The following is a 14,883-nucleotide window of genomic DNA, read 5'->3' as shown; positions in this document are numbered from 1 at the left end:
CCTTATTCCACCTCTGTATCTCTGATATCTAAAAGTGCCGGTGCATCTTCCGGTACGCGGAGTTTCTTCTCCAGATAGCTGATCACTCTCTCCAGTACGAAAGTAATTACCCAGTAAATAATTGCCAGTGAAATATACACTTCAAAGTAACGGTAATTTCTTCCCGCAAGGATCTTTCCTTCTGCGGTCATCTCCACTACAGAACAGACAAATGCAAGAGAAGTTCCTTTGATCAGTCCGATAAATGCATTTCCCAGGGATGGGAGTGCTACCACGATTGCCTCCGGAAGGATGATCCTTATCAATGCCTGGAAATAATTCATTCCCAAAGCGCTTGCTGCCTCAACCTGTCCTTTATCTACTGATTCGAGAGAAGCACGGATGATTTCTGCGTTGAATGCGGATTCATTGAGTGCCAGCGCAACGAATGCATATACGATCGGTGCGACTCCATTGACATTGTAGTTGGTTCCACATTTAAAGTTGATATATTTCAGAATCATCGGAATACCGAAATAGGTCACATATAACTGAACCAGGATCGGCGTTCCGCGGATAACCGAGATATAGATACTTACCAGCTGTTTCAGTACCGGTACCTTTTTAATCTTCACAAGTGCAAGGAGCAGTCCCAGGATGAGACTGGCGATCATTGCTGTGACAGCCAGTTCCATTGTAACCGGAAGATATTTTAAAAGTAGCGGTATCTGTGTAAATACCAGTTTTCCATCAAATAATTTACCCATTAGTTAATCGTCTCCTCGAACTTATCATCCTCCGGTGCGGCATCCTGACCATACCATTTCTTACTGATCTCAGTCAGCGTTCCGTCTTCCTTCAGCTCCTTCAGTGCTTTGTCTACCTGTTCTCTTAAATCTTTCTGGTCCTGTGGGAAAATAAAGTATGCATAAGAGTTTTCGGCAATCATTTTTGCTTCATCTTCCGGAATATCATTTTTCTGCACTTCATAGTTAAATTCTTCCATGTAAGAGTTATACATTGCAAGATCGATGATCGTAAAATCCTGTGATCCGTCTGCTACATGCTGTAAAAATACAGATGTATCTGCATCCGAGTAAGTAATATTGATCGCTTTATCCGGATTCTTTTCATTCCATGCTTCTACTGCATTGGATACGCTGATTCCTGTACCACCTTCAAAAGAAAGTCCGGCTGCATCTTCAAATGATTTGATCTCTTTTCCACCTTTCTTTGTTACGAATACATAGCTGATCTTGTCATATGGATAAGAGTAAAGATAACTTGCCCCACGTTCTTCGTTGTAAGAGAAGTTGTTGACTCCGATCTGATAATTTCCACTGTTCAGTCCGGAAAGTACAGATCCAAAATCAGTCACTTCGTATTCCAGTTCATAATCCGGGAGCTTATCAAAAACTGCATTCAGTACATCCACATCGTATCCTGCCGGCTTGTCATCATCGCCTACATAGACATATGGTTTTGCGTTTGCTCCGGTTGCTGCTTTGATCACTGTCTTTCCACTGTCTGAAGAGCTGTCCTTTGAAGCGCTTCCGGAAGAAGATCCGCATCCTGTAGCCAGAACTCCTGCTGCCAGTGTAACTGCTAAAATGCTTGCCAACTTTTTCATAATATTTTTCCCTCGTCTTTCGTCTGTTATTTTTCTGCTTTAAATTTGTGTGCCGGATCTTTACTGAGTGATTCTCTTCCTGTCGGTGTCTTCCAGATAGTATCCCAGTCCGTTTCCTGCACCACGATATCATAATATGTATTTTCCCAATACTCTTCATCTGCTTCATTCAGATCGACAGATGCCGCAAAATCCTTAAAATATGTGTTATGTCTGAATGCAGGGATCTGATACAGATCTCTTGCATAGCCCCACAGATTCGGGTAATCTACCAGACGATGCTTGCAAGGTCCGATATTTCTTGAATAAGACACATCCAGTCTTGCGATGGTTGTATAAAGACGGATATCACTGTCTGTCACATAATCTCCAAATAAGAATCTCTTGTCTGCAAGTCTTTCCTCCATTGCATCAAGCCCTGCGAAAAATGTCTCATATCCATCGGCAAATGCCTGTAAGGATTCAGCAAACTGCGCACGATAAACAGCATTGTTCACATTTTCAAAGAGCCATTTGTTCAGCTTATCAATCTCCGGTCTTAATTCTTCAGGGTAAAGATCCGGTGCTCCCTTTTTATGGAACGGCCTGAACGCTGTTTCCAGATGATTTGTAAGCCAGTGGTAATCATTATTTACCACTTTTTTTGTCTTATAATCTACAAATGCCGGAACAGTTGTACGTCCGGTGTATTCTTCATCCGCATTGTAGTAAAGCTCACTTAAGAACTGTGCGCCCGTTTCCGGATTGATATGATCCGGAGAATTTACAAATTCCCATCCAAGATTTTCTTCCCGGTCTGTCCAGTCTACGATCTCAACCTTCACTGCATCCTCAAGTCCGAGAAGTTCTCTTGCGATCGCTGCTCGATTGGACCAGTTGCATCCTTTTGCCCAGAAAAGAATATATCTGTCTTTTTCCACCGGATTTTTCCCTTCTCCAAACCCTTCTGTGAAGCGGTTTGGCTGACGATGGAAATTTCCATATTCATCAATTTCCTGTGCGGTCTCTCTCGGTCTTACTCTGATCTGTCTTCCATTTACATCTACATATTCAAAATCTGCCATGATTCGTTCCTCCTACTGTTCTTCTGCCTTAAATTTATTGCCCGGATCGCTGCTCAGATGTGCACGGTCATGCGGTGCACCCCAGTATGCATCAAAATTGATCTCATCCAGAAATCTTGCATTGAAAGATTCAAAAAATAATGCGCCGACCTTCTTGTTGTTGGGATTTGCAAAATCCTTAAAGTAGGTGTTGTTTCTGAATGCCGGAATCTGATACAGGTCTCTTGCATATCCCCACAGATTCGGATAATCGATCAGACGGTGTTTGGTATGTCCAAGCTGCCAGGTATAACGGATATCCAGTCTTGCCAGTGTTACATAAAGTCTTACATCACTGTCTGTCACATAATCCCCAAAAAGAAATCTTTTGTCTTCCAGACGTTTTTCCAGAATATCCATTGCTGCGTAGAAGGAATTGTATGCATCCCAGTAAGCTTCCTTTGATCTTGCAAATGTTGCTTTATAGACACCGTTGTTGATGTTGTCAAAGAGCCAGTCATTCATCTCATCGATGTCTTTTCTGAGCTCTTCCGGATAAAGATCCGGTGCTCCTTTTTTGTGGAACGGTTTAAAATCTACTTCAAAATAATTGGTAAGCCAGGTGTAATCGTTATTTACAACTTTTCCTGTCTTGGTATCGATCAGAGCCGGTACCGTTGTTCTTCCTGTATAATCATCATCTGCTTTGTAATATGCTTCACTTAAAAACTGGATTCCAAGGACCGGATCAATATGATCTTTGTCGTATACAAATTCCCATCCAAGATTCTTCTCATGCTTTTCATGATCAACCATGTTGACACTGATCGCATCTTCCAGTCCAAGAAGTTCTCTTACGATCGATGCTCTGTTGGACCAGTGGCAAAGCTTTGCCCATACCAGATGGTATCTTCCTTTTTCTACCGGATTCCTTCCTTCTCCAAATCCTTCTGTAAAATGATTTGGCTGACGGACAAAATATCCGTTCTCATCTATCTCCGATACAACTTCCTGCGGACGTACACGGATCTTTCTTCCATTTACTACTTCATAATCAAATTCTGCCATTACTTCTTCCTCCGTTCATATTTATCAGTACTGGTTATTTTGTATAACCTTTATTTCCTATCAACTTAGTTGGTATAATACCATCTATTACCTACTAAGTCAATAGGTTATTTTGTTTTTTTGTTTTTTCCTTGAAACACATATAACCCTACGGTATAATAGGTAAAAAAGAATGTGCCTCGGCACATTCTCGCGCCGAGCGCGGTCGCTTGCGACATTCTTCATCTTCGTGCGAGTGCGCATCTCCGGCACGCAGTGCCTTTTATTTCATAGGAAGTTCCTTTGGAATTTCCTATGAAATAAAAAAACACCAGGGTTTATAAACTCTCTGGTACTGCTATTATACATATAAAAATATGGGGGAAAACTAATTATGATTTCTACAAAAGGACGTTACGCACTCCGCGTGATGATTGATCTCGCCCAGCATAAGGACGAAGAATATGTTCCGCTTAACGAGATCGCAATCCGCCAGGAAATTTCCGAAAAATACCTGGAAATTGTCCTGAAAATTCTTGTAAAGAAGAAACTCTTAAAAGGACGCCGTGGCAAAGGGGGCGGATACCAGCTTACCAGGGAACCTTCTGAATACACTGTCGGCGAGATTCTTGAACTTGCGGAAGGCAATCTTGCTACAGTCGCCTGTCTGATTCCAGGTGCCGAGACCTGCAGCCGTGAAGAGCAGTGCATTACGCTCCCTTTGTGGAAGAAATTTGATGGAATGGTACATGATTTCTTCTACGGGATTACATTGGAAGATGTATTAAACGGAAATATTTAAGGAGATTTTTTATGAATACTTCGAATTTTGAATGGCCAGTTGATAAAAAGCCACTGTATTCCCTGCTTTCGATCCGCCTCCGCGGTCTGATTGACGGAATCCCTCACCAGATTTCAAATCTGGCAAACGCATCGGCCCTTCTCGGTGATGCGCTTCTGAATATCAACTGGGTTGGTTTTTATCTGATGAAAGAAGGCAGTCTCGTCCTCGGTCCTTTCCAGGGCAAACCTGCCTGTATTGAAATTGAAATCGGTAAAGGTGTCTGCGGAACCGCTGTCTTAAAAGACCAGGTCATGCTAGTAAAGGATGTCCACCAATTCCCGGGACATATCGCCTGCGACAGTGCCTCCAATTCCGAGATTGTAATCCCACTTCATAAAGGCGATGAGATCGTCGGGGTTCTGGATATCGACAGTCCCCTCCTTGCCCGCTTTGATGAAGATGATGCAGCGGGACTTACTCGTTTCGCACAGATTCTGGAAACAGTTTTTAACAACTAAGCTGTTTTTTCAGATAACCTGCAATCACCCGAGTTGCACATTCATGTGACTTTTTCCCCGGATGCTGAAGGGATCCCATTTGTTCTTCTGATGTGTCCGGGAGTTCCAGAAAACTTACATTCAGATCTTTTGATTCTTTCTTATAATTTTCCACTGCTTCTTTTATGATCGGCGAAAGCTCATGTCCAATCATCCCATATGCCCATAAAATGTGTGCTGTCGGATTATCTTTTCTTACCATGGTAAGGAAGTCTGTCATTGCCTTTTCCAGTCGCAGAACATCTTTTCTCATATAACTTCCATCCGCATTCTTATGCTGTTTAAATGTTCTTCCACTATAACTATCTCTCCACATTGGCTCCTTAAATGCACTCGCATCATTGGTTCCCAGATTGATGATCACGGCGTCCGGAATCCATTCAGAAAAATCATATGGCTTATCTGCACCGGATTCTCCCGCCGTCTTTCCTTCTTCAAATCCACAAATTTTCTCATAACGTGATGGCACATTGTGATCCGGATTATTATCCCATCCGGTCAGCACGCCCCAGCCACTCTGTGAAATAGCACGGAACTCCGCATGCATTTCCTTTGACACCAGATATGGAAAACTGTGACTGCAACTTTTGAACATGGAGATCCAGTCCTCTTCTGTCTGTGCACCATAAGTTCCCTCACCTGATGTAATGCTGTCTCCTACAAATTCCAATCTGTACGTTTTCTCTTCTACCGGAAGAAACTCTCCATCACTTTCCATTCCCCAGATAAGAAGCTGGTGATCCCTCTCTTCCGTCATTGCCTGCAGTTCGCGGAACAGATAGACATTCTTCACCGTATCCGGGCTCATATTCCGGAACAGGCAAATCTTTGTGCGTCCGTAAGGAAGCATCTGTCTGCCTATCAGTTCTCCATTTATCTCATAGGCAATCCACATCTCATGCACCTTGTATACTGATTCTATGTCTATCCAGAGCTCTTTTCCGGTCACGCTTACCTCAATTCCTCCGCCGTTGAAAAATACCGGGAGCGGATATTTTGTCTCATCGGTTCTTCCGTGGATTTTATAGTTTGGGATTTCCTTCAAGCTATATGATTTTAAGTGTCTGTTCTCCATCTGTCTCTTCCTTTCCGGTCTGTATTCTCCGTTCATTGTAACAGATTTTCTGGCAAATGTTATCTTTTTCCTGCCAGATACTTTTTCTGCCAGATTTGTTTTCAAATTAATAGGCATTCTTTTTCTGCTCTTGACATTTTTCACATCAGTTTATATGATATTTGAGGCAAAATCTTTTATGATTCGGGAGAATTCATATGAACCAGTTATTAGAAATGATCCGGCAGAAAGACGCGTCTGCCTTCACACACAGTGGAAAATTCCACGCAGATGATGTCTTTTCATCTGCCCTTTTACTCTATCTGAATCCGGAAATCACAATCACCCGCGGAAACAAAGTTCCGGAGGATTTTGACGGCATCGTATTTGATATCGGACGCGGCAAATATGACCACCACCAGAAGGACAGCCGTATCCGTGAAAATGGAATCCCTTATGCAGCTTTCGGACTTTTATGGGAAGATCTTGGGTGTGAAATCTTAGGTGACGAGCTTGCTGAAAAATTCGACGAGGCATTCGTCCAGCCACTTGATAACAATGACAATACCGGTGAGAAAAATGAACTTGCTTCTCTGATCGGCAGCTTCAATCCTTCCTGGGATGAGAACGGCGGGACGGATGAAGCCTTTTTCCGCGCTGTCAGTGTTGCCGGTATGATATTAGAAAATAAATTCGCCCGCTATCTTGGAAATGAACGTGCAGACAAACGAATTGAAGAGGTTCTTGAAACCCGTGACCAGACCGGCGATTCCCGTATTCTTGTTCTCCCGGAATTTATTCCGTGTCAGAAGCGTCTTTCCGAAACAGAAGTTGCTTTCGTCATCTTCCCGTCCAACCGCGGCGGCTACTGTATCCAGCCACAGAAAAAGGAATATTCTCTGAACTACAAATGCAGCTTCCCATCCGAATGGCTTGGTCTGGAAAATGAAGAACTCCAGAAAGAAACCGGTCTTTCCAGTGCCACTTTTTGTCATAAGGGTGGCTTTCTGATGTCCGTTGGAGATCTGTCAGATGCTATCCGGGCATGCCAGATCAGTCTGGATGCATTTACCGAAGAGATCACTCTGGTAAATCTCGGTGATGATACTTCCGCCGATACACTCCTTGCACAACTTCCGGGACTTGCACATGCAAAGATTATTCATAAATCCCTTCCAGAGTTCCCGGAACTTACCCTGGATGGAATCTATGGGGAAGTTACTATGGAAAAGCCAGAATGGAAAACGTATGTGAAGGATCAGGTAAAAGAATTATTGAAGACGAAACCTGAGGCAGTCTATGTAAATGGGAATCTGTTTTCTCTTTATCCGATCGTTCATCAGCTTCGTAAAAAACACATTCCGGTCCTCACCTCTTCAATGAAGGATGGGAAAAAAATTATTATCCGTATTCCTTCCGGTTCATAAGTAAAAAAATGGCGTCCAGTCCACTCTCGACTGGCGCCATTTTCTGTTATTATCGCTGTCAGAAAAACATCATTCTATGCTCCCTGACTATCCCATGTTTGCAAATCTCTCGACTGCTTTTGTAAAATCTTCTATCGTCTTATCTGCATCCCCATGCTCAATTCCATCTTTTACACAATGCTTGATGTGTCCTTCCAGAACAACCTGACCACACTTGTGAAGTGCTGATTTTGCTGCATTGATCTGCGATAAAATATCTTCACACGGAATATCTTCATCGATCATCCGGTCGATTGCCTGTACCTGTCCGATAATCTTTTTCAATCTGCGATGCAGATTGTCCGAATCCATACACTGCTTCATCTGTCAAAACCTCCTGCTCTTTCAAGTATAACAGACCTTTCCTTTTTTACAAGTAATAGCTTAATTATCCCAGTACAATTTTCGCTTTGTGTCATCCAGTCCGTCCACAAATCTTCGCTTGAATACCAGAAACTCTTCTAGATCCATCAGAATATGATACAGCATCGCACGGCTTTCGAATTCTTCCCGGGTCTTCGGAAGAGGATTCTTCCTTATAATGTCAAAAAGTTCATGAAGCTCGTCCAGCTGCGCAGTCGGAACGGTATGCTCTTTCACACAGACCAGCATGTCCAGCACATAAGCGGATATGATCATTGCTTCCTCCGGCATCTTTCGAATCTTTTTCATCTCATAGTGAAGGTTATGGATCACGTTGCACTGCTTCATACGCATTTCAAAATAATCAATATAATATCCCGGATGTGACTGGAACGTATTATCCTGATATTCATATGCATCCTGAATGAATCCCTGTACCTCTTCCTCCAGTTCGCAGATATCTGACCATACACTTCTCTGCATCTCTTTGTTCGCCAGATATGCAGAAATCTCACCAAGGATCATTTGCAGACGCTCTTCTGTGTAACGCATATTTTCCACCAGTGCCTTGCGCTGACTTCCATAGTCATAAAAAAGATTCAGGATCAATGCCATCGTAATGCCGATCAGCACCAGCATAAATTCATTGACAATGAAATCTACTTCAAAATCCCGGATTTCCAGAAAATGCATTCCGATCAGCGCATTTACCAATATTGTCGCTCCCCATCCGATCATCTCAGCAATAATAACAACAAAAAATGCATATACACCATACGCAATCCATTCTGATTTTACGATAGAGAATATAATCATCGCCATCAGTACCGATATCACAAACGTCACTACCCTGGCGATCGATAACTTCACCGTCTTCCATTTCGTAGTTACCATTGTAAGAAGCGCAACACTTCCCGCCGCCAGTGAATATTTGAGTCCTATCAGATTCGCAATATAAATCGCCAGACTACTCCCTAAGGCAATTTTCAATGCCTGCATCCCGATCTTTTTACTTTTCATTTTTCCTTCCGTAATCTCATGCCCCAATCCCCATGGATTCTGTGCACTTGATTTTGTATCCATATTTATGATACCGAGAGAACGGATACTGTGTCAAATATTTTCTCTATAATCTGCTTATTTACCAAATTACACTGGTAAATTTTAGGCAAATTGCTGTTGATATTTTTAATCATTTACTCTTTTTTCCAGTTTAAAAGGAGTGCGGAATTGATAATGACCAGAACCGATCCCGCGTTATGCACAAGCGCACCTACAACCGGGTTCAAAATTCCAAGTATAGCAAGTACAATCGCCAGAAAATTCAGTCCCATTGAAAAGCTCATATTGCATTTGATCGTGAACATCATTCTCCTGGACAGTACCAGCAGATGTGGAAGTTCTTTTACCTCATCATCTACCAGTGTAATATCTGCCGCATCTACTGCGATATCACTCCCAACACCGCCCATGGCAATTCCGACATCCGCTTTCTTAAGTGCCGGTGCATCGTTGATTCCATCTCCGATCATACACACCTGTTCTGCCTTTTTCTGATAGCTGTCGATCCAGTTTAATTTGTCTTCCGGCAGACACTGCGCATGTACTTCCTTGTTCCCTTTATTTTATAATTGCTGTTTCTTTCTGTTCTCTACGGCATCCTGTACCATAAAATAATATTCTCCTTCTTCACACATTCCACTCTCCCGGATTTTCCATCCGTTTTTCTCATAAAAAGTCAATGCATTTTTATTGTCCTTCATACATTTTAAGGATAATGGACTTCCATATTTTCTATTTGCTTCTGCGATCAATGCTGCTCCTAAACCAGTTCTTCTATATTGCTTACATACAAAAAGATTATGTACAAACAAATCCGGTTCCCACACGGAAATAAACCCGGCTATAGCTCCATCCACAAGACCAGCCAATATTCTTTCGCCTTCTGTACTCTTTTTAAAATCATCCATACATACTTCTTTTTCCCATACAAATTCTTTCAGCCGGATATCATAATATATCTTTGCCAAAGCTGCATTATCCATCTCGTCTGCAACTTTTATTTCTATCATACCTGCTCCTCTCCAAAAATAATTTTAATCAGCGCCTTGCTCAGCATAATGGTCCGGTTCCATGGATTGATGATAATTCCTTCAATTTCCTCCACCTGGAGTGCTGATTCAAAAAGTTTCCGAATATCTGTCATAAATGTAGATTTGACACTTCCACCACCTTTTAACTCTTCCTCAAAACCGGTAAACGCTGCCCACCATTTTTTTCCATCCTCAGTCTGAATTGCCTGAAGCTGAATCTGACCATCACCTTTTGGCGGTTCTACTGCGATAATCAGCTGTCCGTTTTCCTTCATTCTTCTGCGGATCACGGTCAATGTATGTGCCAGCATTTCCTGTGTCGGTTCCTGCTGCAATCCAGCAATCGCAGCTTCCATTTTTTCGTTTCCCTGCAGTCCTGGATCTTTCTTTTCCATTTCATCGTTTCCCATTTTCTTTTCTCTCCAATATCTTTCGCTCTGACTGTCTCTTTCAAAGCTTTTACTTCTCTTTTTATCCCGGTCTGTTTTAAACTTCAATCTCTTTGCAGACATCAATCCATCCTTCAGAATCTACTGCATTTTCCAAATCTTCAATGGTAAGTCTTACGGCACTGTGATCATTTCCGGCTGCCGGATAGACCGTATCGAACCGTTTCAGGCTCTCATCAAGATAGACCTTGATCCCTTCTTTCACACCAAACGGACAGACTCCGCCCGGAGCATGTCCGATGATCTCTTCTACCTCTTCAAATGGAATCATTTTTGCTTTGATATGAAAGGTATCCTTGTATTTCCGATTGTCAATCCGCGCTGTTCCTTCTGTCAGAATCAGTACCGGCTGTTCTCCCTGGAGAAATGACATGGTCTTTGCGATCATTCCAGGTTCAACGCCAAGTGCCTCTGCTGCAAGCTGCACCGTTGCACTTGATTCCTCCAGCTCAATAATCCTGTCTGCATAACCTTTTTCTGTTAAATATTTCTTCGCCTGTTCTAATGCCATCTTGGTGTCCTCTTTTCTCTTGTTTCATTGCCTTATTTCTAATCTGTTTAATTTTCTGTATTTTGTCAATTCTGTCTATCGATATTCAAGTACATTTTCCAGCTGCTTTCTTGGCCGCGATGCCGGTTCCTCATCCGGCACACCAAGTGCAACTGCACCTACAAGCTGGTTTTCTGTACCAATATATTCTACCAGTTCATCATATGCGAAGCAGGTATTGGCAATCCACAAAGTTCCAAGCCCCAGCTCTGTTGCACGGAGCAACATATTTTCTACCGATGCTCCAATAGATAAAGAATCGCAGATTTCTGAAACCCTCTTATCTGTATCAATATTCTCGTACGGTGTGCGTCCATTCTCATTTAAGATTATAATCGTCACCGGAGCCTCTCGCATAATCTGTAACGTATGAAATGCATCCGGCAATCCAAACGCTGACTCTGGTAATAAAGCCTTGCCGGACTTTTCTCGGACAAGCCCTCTCTCCATGGCATCAAGCAGATGCTCTTTTGAGGCTCCTGTATACACAATGTATTTCCATGGCTGCCGGTTCTTCGCAGACGGTGCCAGAATACCAGCTTTTACAATCTCTTCAATCACTGATTTTTCTATTTTATCCGGTTTGTATTTACGGATACTTCTTCTTTTCTCTATACTGTCCATTTTTTGTTCCTGTCATTTTTTGCTGTTGATTCGTATACATCCGTATTTTATCATATCTTTCTGAAATGTAAAAAGATTTTCTTCCTAAAAAATCACTAAAAAAATCCCGGAAGCCCAACATCTGAACTCCCGGAATTTTTTCTTCTTTTCCTCTAAACCATCCCGTTTACCATCTTATATTTATACAGCATCTCAGCATGGTTCTGTTCTTCTACCTGGATATCCGCCAGTAATTTTCTCAGCTTCGTATCGCCAAATGCAAATACGTCGGAGTTATATTCTCCGGATACCAGCTTTTCCGTCGCTATACAGTCTGTTGCAAGAAATGCATCCTGCATCTTGTCTTCAGGAGAACTCATAGCTGTATAAGTAGCTTTCGGCTCATAATCCCGTCCGTCAGTGTCATTACAATTGCACTCCGGCACTGTACCGTTCAATACTTTTTCCAACGATTCATAGTGTTCTTTTTCCTTGTTCTGCAATGTCTGGAATAAGCTTTTCAGCTCCGGATCCTTTGCCTGACCGGCATACATTCCGTATTTTTCCACACAACTTTTCTCCTGTGTCTGCAAATCTTCAATCGTTGCTCGTTCCTTCTCATTTAATACCATGATTTTCAGCTTCCTCTCTTCGTTTTTCAATGGTATTATCTGTCTGGATCTGCGGATTTATTCATCTTCCCTGAAAAAACTATCCGGAAAATATATTTCTCAACTTTTACCTGAATTTATAATATTCAGTTTTTCACTTTCCCCCATCTACAATAATCCGATCAGCTCTTCATATCCGCTTCTCTTTGCCAGCATTTGCAGCCCATCGAAGACCTCTTCTTCCGAATAATCATGCTCTTTCAGAAAAGCTTCTCCTTTTTCACTGACATAGCCATAGAACCAGATTGCTTCCTCTACCGCTTCTCTGCTTGTATAGTCCATCTCATCAAGAAGCAGATTCTCCGCCTCGTTGATTTCTCCGTTATCAATCATTTTTTTCCACTGATTCACATTGTCACCGGAAACTTCGTACTTATTCTCTGCATCAAGCTCTACCTGTTTGTAAGTTTTTCCAAGTGCAACTGTAACCAGAACCCGGATGACTTCTTTGATCATCCGCATGATATAATCTTGCTCATCCTGAAATCCCATCTGTCATTCCTCCTGTTCTATGAAATCTTTCTTTTTCTAAGCTGTACGCAGGAATGTGTATAAGAAAACGTACTGACCAGATAAATAACGCCTACTACTATTACAGCCAGAAGCCCTGTATTAAAGAACAGATGCAGAAGCATTGTAATAACTAACAATATTCCAATCGTTCTTTGCATCATTACATACGTATGATAAGCACTTTTATAAATTACCTCCTTTTCTGCTTCATCACAACTCCCCAGGAATTCCTTCTGGAATCCCTTTGAAAATGGATCTCCCTGCTTTTCCGGATGGATTTTCTGTACCAGTTTTACATACCGGGTCTGCGCAATCGCATTATAAAAATAACAAATGATAAATATAATGCAAGAAACTAAGAACTGCCCTCTTCTCTGATCCGATACTTCCTGAATATAGCGGATAGAATAACCGGTAGACAAGATAACAAAACACAGAACCTGTGATACGACACCTAAATTAACCAGAATGCCGCCCCATCTCTCTTCTTCATATTCCCACTTATCACATTCTTCATCTTCTGTTTCCAGAATTTTAACTCCAATCTTCTTTAATCTGTTATAACAATATTCTCCTCCAAGCACTGTAATAACAGTTATCAGACTCAGCAGCGGCAACATTATCTTCGTGATCACAACCAGAAAACTGCCTGTTACACCTGTCATATTTTCGCCAAATGTAAAATATAATTTGCCCGTTACGCCTCCAATAACCATACCAATTATCACCAGTAAAAACATTTTTATAACTCCATTTTTATAACTTGCCCTCTTTTTACTCTTCATCGTCCTCATCCTCTTCCTCTTCATACTCAAATATATCTTCTACTGTTACCCTGCAGATCTTTGCCAGCTTCAGTGCCAGTGTCACCGATGGTGAATAATCACCTCTCTCGATCAGGCTGATCGTCTGCCTAGACACCCCGGCAAGCTTTCCCATCTCCGTCTGGTTAATCCCAAGATCAGATCTGTACTCCTTTAATTTATTTAATAACGGCACTTTTTCCATTCACCCCTTTCTGTTTTGACAACTTTCCTTGTCACATTTACTATATCATTGACAACTTTTTTTGTCAATTCATTTTATTTAAAATAATAAATCACTTTTTACTAACAAATTTCCTCTTCCTCAAAAAACAAAACGCCATTCCTGGCAAATGCTATACCGTCTTCCAGATCAATTACTTTTTAATCTTTCCTGTCTGAAAAAAGCCAGCATTTTGCCAGAATTGGCGTTTCTCTATCACGAGATGTATTTTACATCTCCACTATTCCAACTATTTATTTTTTTCGTACTTCCTCAATTCTTCCAGTGCCTCTCCTCCCATAAGATACAAGGTCACAATATTAAAAATCGTCATAAGTCCGATTCCCACATCGCCAAGATCCCATACAATGTGATAAGCCGCAATTCCTCCGACAAAGAGCATCACAAGTGCAAGAACTTTATATGCTGTCTGCCAACACCATTTATCCCCGAAAAGATATGCCACATTTCCTCTTGCATAAAACAGGATTCCAAGAAATGTTGAAAAACTGAAAAGGAACAATGTCACTGCAATAAAGATAACACCTGCTTTACCGAGATGATAATTCATTGCTGTCTGCAAAAGTTCCATTCCTTCCAGCCCTGCTATCATCTTTTCCGGAACAAGAAGCATGATCATTGCCGTACAGCTACAGATCACAATCGTATCTATAAATACACCCAGTGCCTGCGTAAGTCCTGCTTTGACCGGCGTATCACATTCTGCTGCTGCAGCCGCACAAGGTGCTGAACCGGATCCTGCTTCGTTAGAAAATAACAGACTGCCATAATCGGAACCAGGATATCCAGAACTTTTACCGTAGCATTTTTCCGAAGTACAATCATTGCTGCAACAACGACCAGAAGAACCGTGGTATAGATTGGCGGAATCCCAAATGCATTTTCAAAAGAAGATGCAACGGAATTACTGATCACCTGACTGATTCCACACCAGCAGATCAGACCTGAAATTGCAAATAATACTGCAATCCACACGTGCTTTTTCTTCTTTCCGGTACGCTGCTCTGCATAACGATGCATATAATATGCCGGAC

Annotated in this window: 18 protein-coding genes and 2 pseudogenes; 3 read left to right on the top strand and 17 right to left on the bottom strand. The window is 41.8% G+C overall.

The features are described from left to right. Positions 1–2: 2 nt before the first annotated feature. Genes ACYQ5K_RS07815 through ACYQ5K_RS07800 form a run of 4 tightly spaced genes read right to left on the bottom strand, consistent with a single transcriptional unit; the run spans position 3 to position 3,720 of the window. Positions 3–746: an amino acid ABC transporter permease gene (locus ACYQ5K_RS07815; protein ID WP_173685313.1), complete on the bottom strand. Its 744-nt coding sequence runs from the start codon at positions 744–746 to the stop codon at positions 3–5. Next, entirely contained in the window at positions 746–1,609 is an 864-nt protein-coding gene (locus tag ACYQ5K_RS07810; RefSeq protein WP_173685312.1) for a transporter substrate-binding domain-containing protein, read from the bottom strand. The genes ACYQ5K_RS07815 and ACYQ5K_RS07810 overlap by 1 nt, the downstream gene beginning before the upstream one ends. 26 nt (positions 1,610–1,635) lie before the next feature. Further along, a complete protein-coding gene (locus tag ACYQ5K_RS07805; protein WP_008369934.1) occupies positions 1,636–2,673 on the bottom strand; it encodes a glutathione S-transferase C-terminal domain-containing protein in 1,038 nt (345 codons plus the stop codon). A 12-nt stretch (positions 2,674–2,685) separates the two neighbouring features. Further along, positions 2,686–3,720, bottom strand: a complete 1,035-nt coding sequence (locus ACYQ5K_RS07800) for a glutathione S-transferase C-terminal domain-containing protein (RefSeq protein ID WP_178025763.1) — start codon at positions 3,718–3,720, stop codon at positions 2,686–2,688. Positions 3,721–4,093: 373 nt separating this feature from the next. Here ACYQ5K_RS07800 and ACYQ5K_RS07795 point away from each other — a divergent pair, with 373 nt between their 5' ends. Further along, the gene (locus tag ACYQ5K_RS07795) at positions 4,094–4,501 is read left to right on the top strand and encodes an RrF2 family transcriptional regulator (protein WP_173685310.1); all 408 of its coding nucleotides are present in this window, start codon (positions 4,094–4,096) and stop codon (positions 4,499–4,501) included. Positions 4,502–4,512: 11 nt separating this feature from the next. Next, positions 4,513–5,001, top strand: coding sequence for a GAF domain-containing protein (locus ACYQ5K_RS07790; RefSeq protein WP_459777438.1), 489 nt, complete (start codon positions 4,513–4,515; stop codon positions 4,999–5,001). Here the strand turns inward: ACYQ5K_RS07790 and ACYQ5K_RS07785 are convergent. Continuing rightward, entirely contained in the window at positions 4,991–6,232 is a 1,242-nt protein-coding gene (locus ACYQ5K_RS07785) for an SGNH/GDSL hydrolase family protein (protein ID WP_459777437.1), read from the bottom strand. The genes ACYQ5K_RS07790 and ACYQ5K_RS07785 overlap by 11 nt on opposite strands. An 80-nt stretch (positions 6,233–6,312) precedes the next feature. Between ACYQ5K_RS07785 and ACYQ5K_RS07780 the strand changes: the two genes are divergently transcribed. After that, entirely contained in the window at positions 6,313–7,521 is a 1,209-nt protein-coding gene (locus ACYQ5K_RS07780) for an MYG1 family protein (RefSeq protein ID WP_459777436.1), read from the top strand. A gap of 87 nt (positions 7,522–7,608) precedes the next feature. Here ACYQ5K_RS07780 and ACYQ5K_RS07775 read toward each other — a convergent pair whose 3' ends face one another. The 12 genes and pseudogenes from ACYQ5K_RS07775 to ACYQ5K_RS07720 form a co-directional block, all read right to left on the bottom strand. After that, the gene (locus ACYQ5K_RS07775; RefSeq protein ID WP_173685306.1) at positions 7,609–7,884 is read right to left on the bottom strand and encodes a metal-sensing transcriptional repressor; all 276 of its coding nucleotides are present in this window, start codon (positions 7,882–7,884) and stop codon (positions 7,609–7,611) included. Between the two features lie 60 nt (positions 7,885–7,944). Beyond that, positions 7,945–9,006, bottom strand: coding sequence for an aromatic acid exporter family protein (locus ACYQ5K_RS07770; RefSeq protein ID WP_459777435.1), 1,062 nt, complete (start codon positions 9,004–9,006; stop codon positions 7,945–7,947). A gap of 113 nt (positions 9,007–9,119) precedes the next feature. After that, a pseudogene (locus ACYQ5K_RS07765) lies at positions 9,120–9,521 on the bottom strand (HAD-IC family P-type ATPase); the annotation flags it as partial. Between the two features lie 27 nt (positions 9,522–9,548). Continuing rightward, positions 9,549–9,995, bottom strand: a complete 447-nt coding sequence (locus ACYQ5K_RS07760; protein WP_173685304.1) for a GNAT family N-acetyltransferase — start codon at positions 9,993–9,995, stop codon at positions 9,549–9,551. After that, positions 9,992–10,426 carry an SseB family protein gene (locus ACYQ5K_RS07755; protein ID WP_173685303.1) on the bottom strand — a complete coding sequence of 145 codons (435 nt, stop codon included), beginning with the start codon at positions 10,424–10,426 and terminating at the stop codon, positions 9,992–9,994. The genes ACYQ5K_RS07760 and ACYQ5K_RS07755 overlap by 4 nt, the downstream gene beginning before the upstream one ends. 76 nt (positions 10,427–10,502) lie before the next feature. Beyond that, a complete protein-coding gene (locus tag ACYQ5K_RS07750) occupies positions 10,503–10,976 on the bottom strand; it encodes a YbaK/EbsC family protein (RefSeq protein ID WP_173685302.1) in 474 nt (157 codons plus the stop codon). 75 nt (positions 10,977–11,051) lie between these two features. Then, a complete protein-coding gene (locus tag ACYQ5K_RS07745; RefSeq protein WP_173685301.1) occupies positions 11,052–11,639 on the bottom strand; it encodes a nitroreductase family protein in 588 nt (195 codons plus the stop codon). A 152-nt stretch (positions 11,640–11,791) separates the two neighbouring features. Beyond that, positions 11,792–12,250 (bottom strand): ferritin-like domain-containing protein, encoded by a 459-nt coding sequence (locus ACYQ5K_RS07740; protein ID WP_173685300.1) that lies wholly within the window; start codon positions 12,248–12,250, stop codon positions 11,792–11,794. Between the two features lie 147 nt (positions 12,251–12,397). Next, positions 12,398–12,781 (bottom strand): DUF6483 family protein, encoded by a 384-nt coding sequence (locus ACYQ5K_RS07735; protein ID WP_173685299.1) that lies wholly within the window; start codon positions 12,779–12,781, stop codon positions 12,398–12,400. Positions 12,782–12,798: 17 nt separating this feature from the next. Then, positions 12,799–13,587: a DUF3169 family protein gene (locus ACYQ5K_RS07730; protein ID WP_173687979.1), complete on the bottom strand. Its 789-nt coding sequence runs from the start codon at positions 13,585–13,587 to the stop codon at positions 12,799–12,801. Next, positions 13,577–13,801, bottom strand: a complete 225-nt coding sequence (locus ACYQ5K_RS07725; protein WP_173686062.1) for a helix-turn-helix transcriptional regulator — start codon at positions 13,799–13,801, stop codon at positions 13,577–13,579. The genes ACYQ5K_RS07730 and ACYQ5K_RS07725 overlap by 11 nt, the downstream gene beginning before the upstream one ends. A gap of 277 nt (positions 13,802–14,078) precedes the next feature. Continuing rightward, a pseudogene (locus ACYQ5K_RS07720) lies at positions 14,079–14,881 on the bottom strand (alanine:cation symporter family protein); the annotation flags it as partial. Between the last annotated feature and the right edge of the window lie 2 nt (positions 14,882–14,883).

This window comes from Allocoprococcus similis (genome assembly GCF_054660775.1).
The sequence above is the reverse complement of the archived record's forward strand: the minus strand, read 5'-3'. Positions and strand labels throughout refer to the sequence as shown.

Bases quoted from the DNA above. Each gene is read 5' to 3' on its own strand.
- ACYQ5K_RS07795 (WP_173685310.1), top strand. From the start codon at position 4,094: ATGATTTCTACAAAAGGACGTTACGCACTCCGCGTGATGATTGATCTC.
- ACYQ5K_RS07780 (WP_459777436.1), top strand. From the start codon at position 6,313: ATGAACCAGTTATTAGAAATGATCCGGCAGAAAGACGCGTCTGCCTTC.
- ACYQ5K_RS07810 (WP_173685312.1), bottom strand. From the start codon at position 1,609: ATGAAAAAGTTGGCAAGCATTTTAGCAGTTACACTGGCAGCAGGAGTT.
- ACYQ5K_RS07750 (WP_173685302.1), bottom strand. From the start codon at position 10,976: ATGGCATTAGAACAGGCGAAGAAATATTTAACAGAAAAAGGTTATGCA.
- ACYQ5K_RS07745 (WP_173685301.1), bottom strand. From the start codon at position 11,639: ATGGACAGTATAGAGAAAAGAAGAAGTATCCGTAAATACAAACCGGAT.
- ACYQ5K_RS07760 (WP_173685304.1), bottom strand. From the start codon at position 9,995: ATGATAGAAATAAAAGTTGCAGACGAGATGGATAATGCAGCTTTGGCA.
- ACYQ5K_RS07735 (WP_173685299.1), bottom strand. From the start codon at position 12,781: ATGGGATTTCAGGATGAGCAAGATTATATCATGCGGATGATCAAAGAA.
- ACYQ5K_RS07740 (WP_173685300.1), bottom strand. From the start codon at position 12,250: ATGGTATTAAATGAGAAGGAACGAGCAACGATTGAAGATTTGCAGACA.
- ACYQ5K_RS07770 (WP_459777435.1), bottom strand. From the start codon at position 9,006: ATGGATACAAAATCAAGTGCACAGAATCCATGGGGATTGGGGCATGAG.
- ACYQ5K_RS07730 (WP_173687979.1), bottom strand. From the start codon at position 13,587: ATGAAGAGTAAAAAGAGGGCAAGTTATAAAAATGGAGTTATAAAAATG.
- ACYQ5K_RS07815 (WP_173685313.1), bottom strand. From the start codon at position 746: ATGGGTAAATTATTTGATGGAAAACTGGTATTTACACAGATACCGCTA.
- ACYQ5K_RS07775 (WP_173685306.1), bottom strand. From the start codon at position 7,884: ATGAAGCAGTGTATGGATTCGGACAATCTGCATCGCAGATTGAAAAAG.
- ACYQ5K_RS07755 (WP_173685303.1), bottom strand. From the start codon at position 10,426: ATGGGAAACGATGAAATGGAAAAGAAAGATCCAGGACTGCAGGGAAAC.
- ACYQ5K_RS07805 (WP_008369934.1), bottom strand. From the start codon at position 2,673: ATGGCAGATTTTGAATATGTAGATGTAAATGGAAGACAGATCAGAGTA.
- ACYQ5K_RS07785 (WP_459777437.1), bottom strand. From the start codon at position 6,232: ATGCCTATTAATTTGAAAACAAATCTGGCAGAAAAAGTATCTGGCAGG.
- ACYQ5K_RS07800 (WP_178025763.1), bottom strand. From the start codon at position 3,720: ATGGCAGAATTTGATTATGAAGTAGTAAATGGAAGAAAGATCCGTGTA.
- ACYQ5K_RS07790 (WP_459777438.1), top strand. From the start codon at position 4,513: ATGAATACTTCGAATTTTGAATGGCCAGTTGATAAAAAGCCACTGTAT.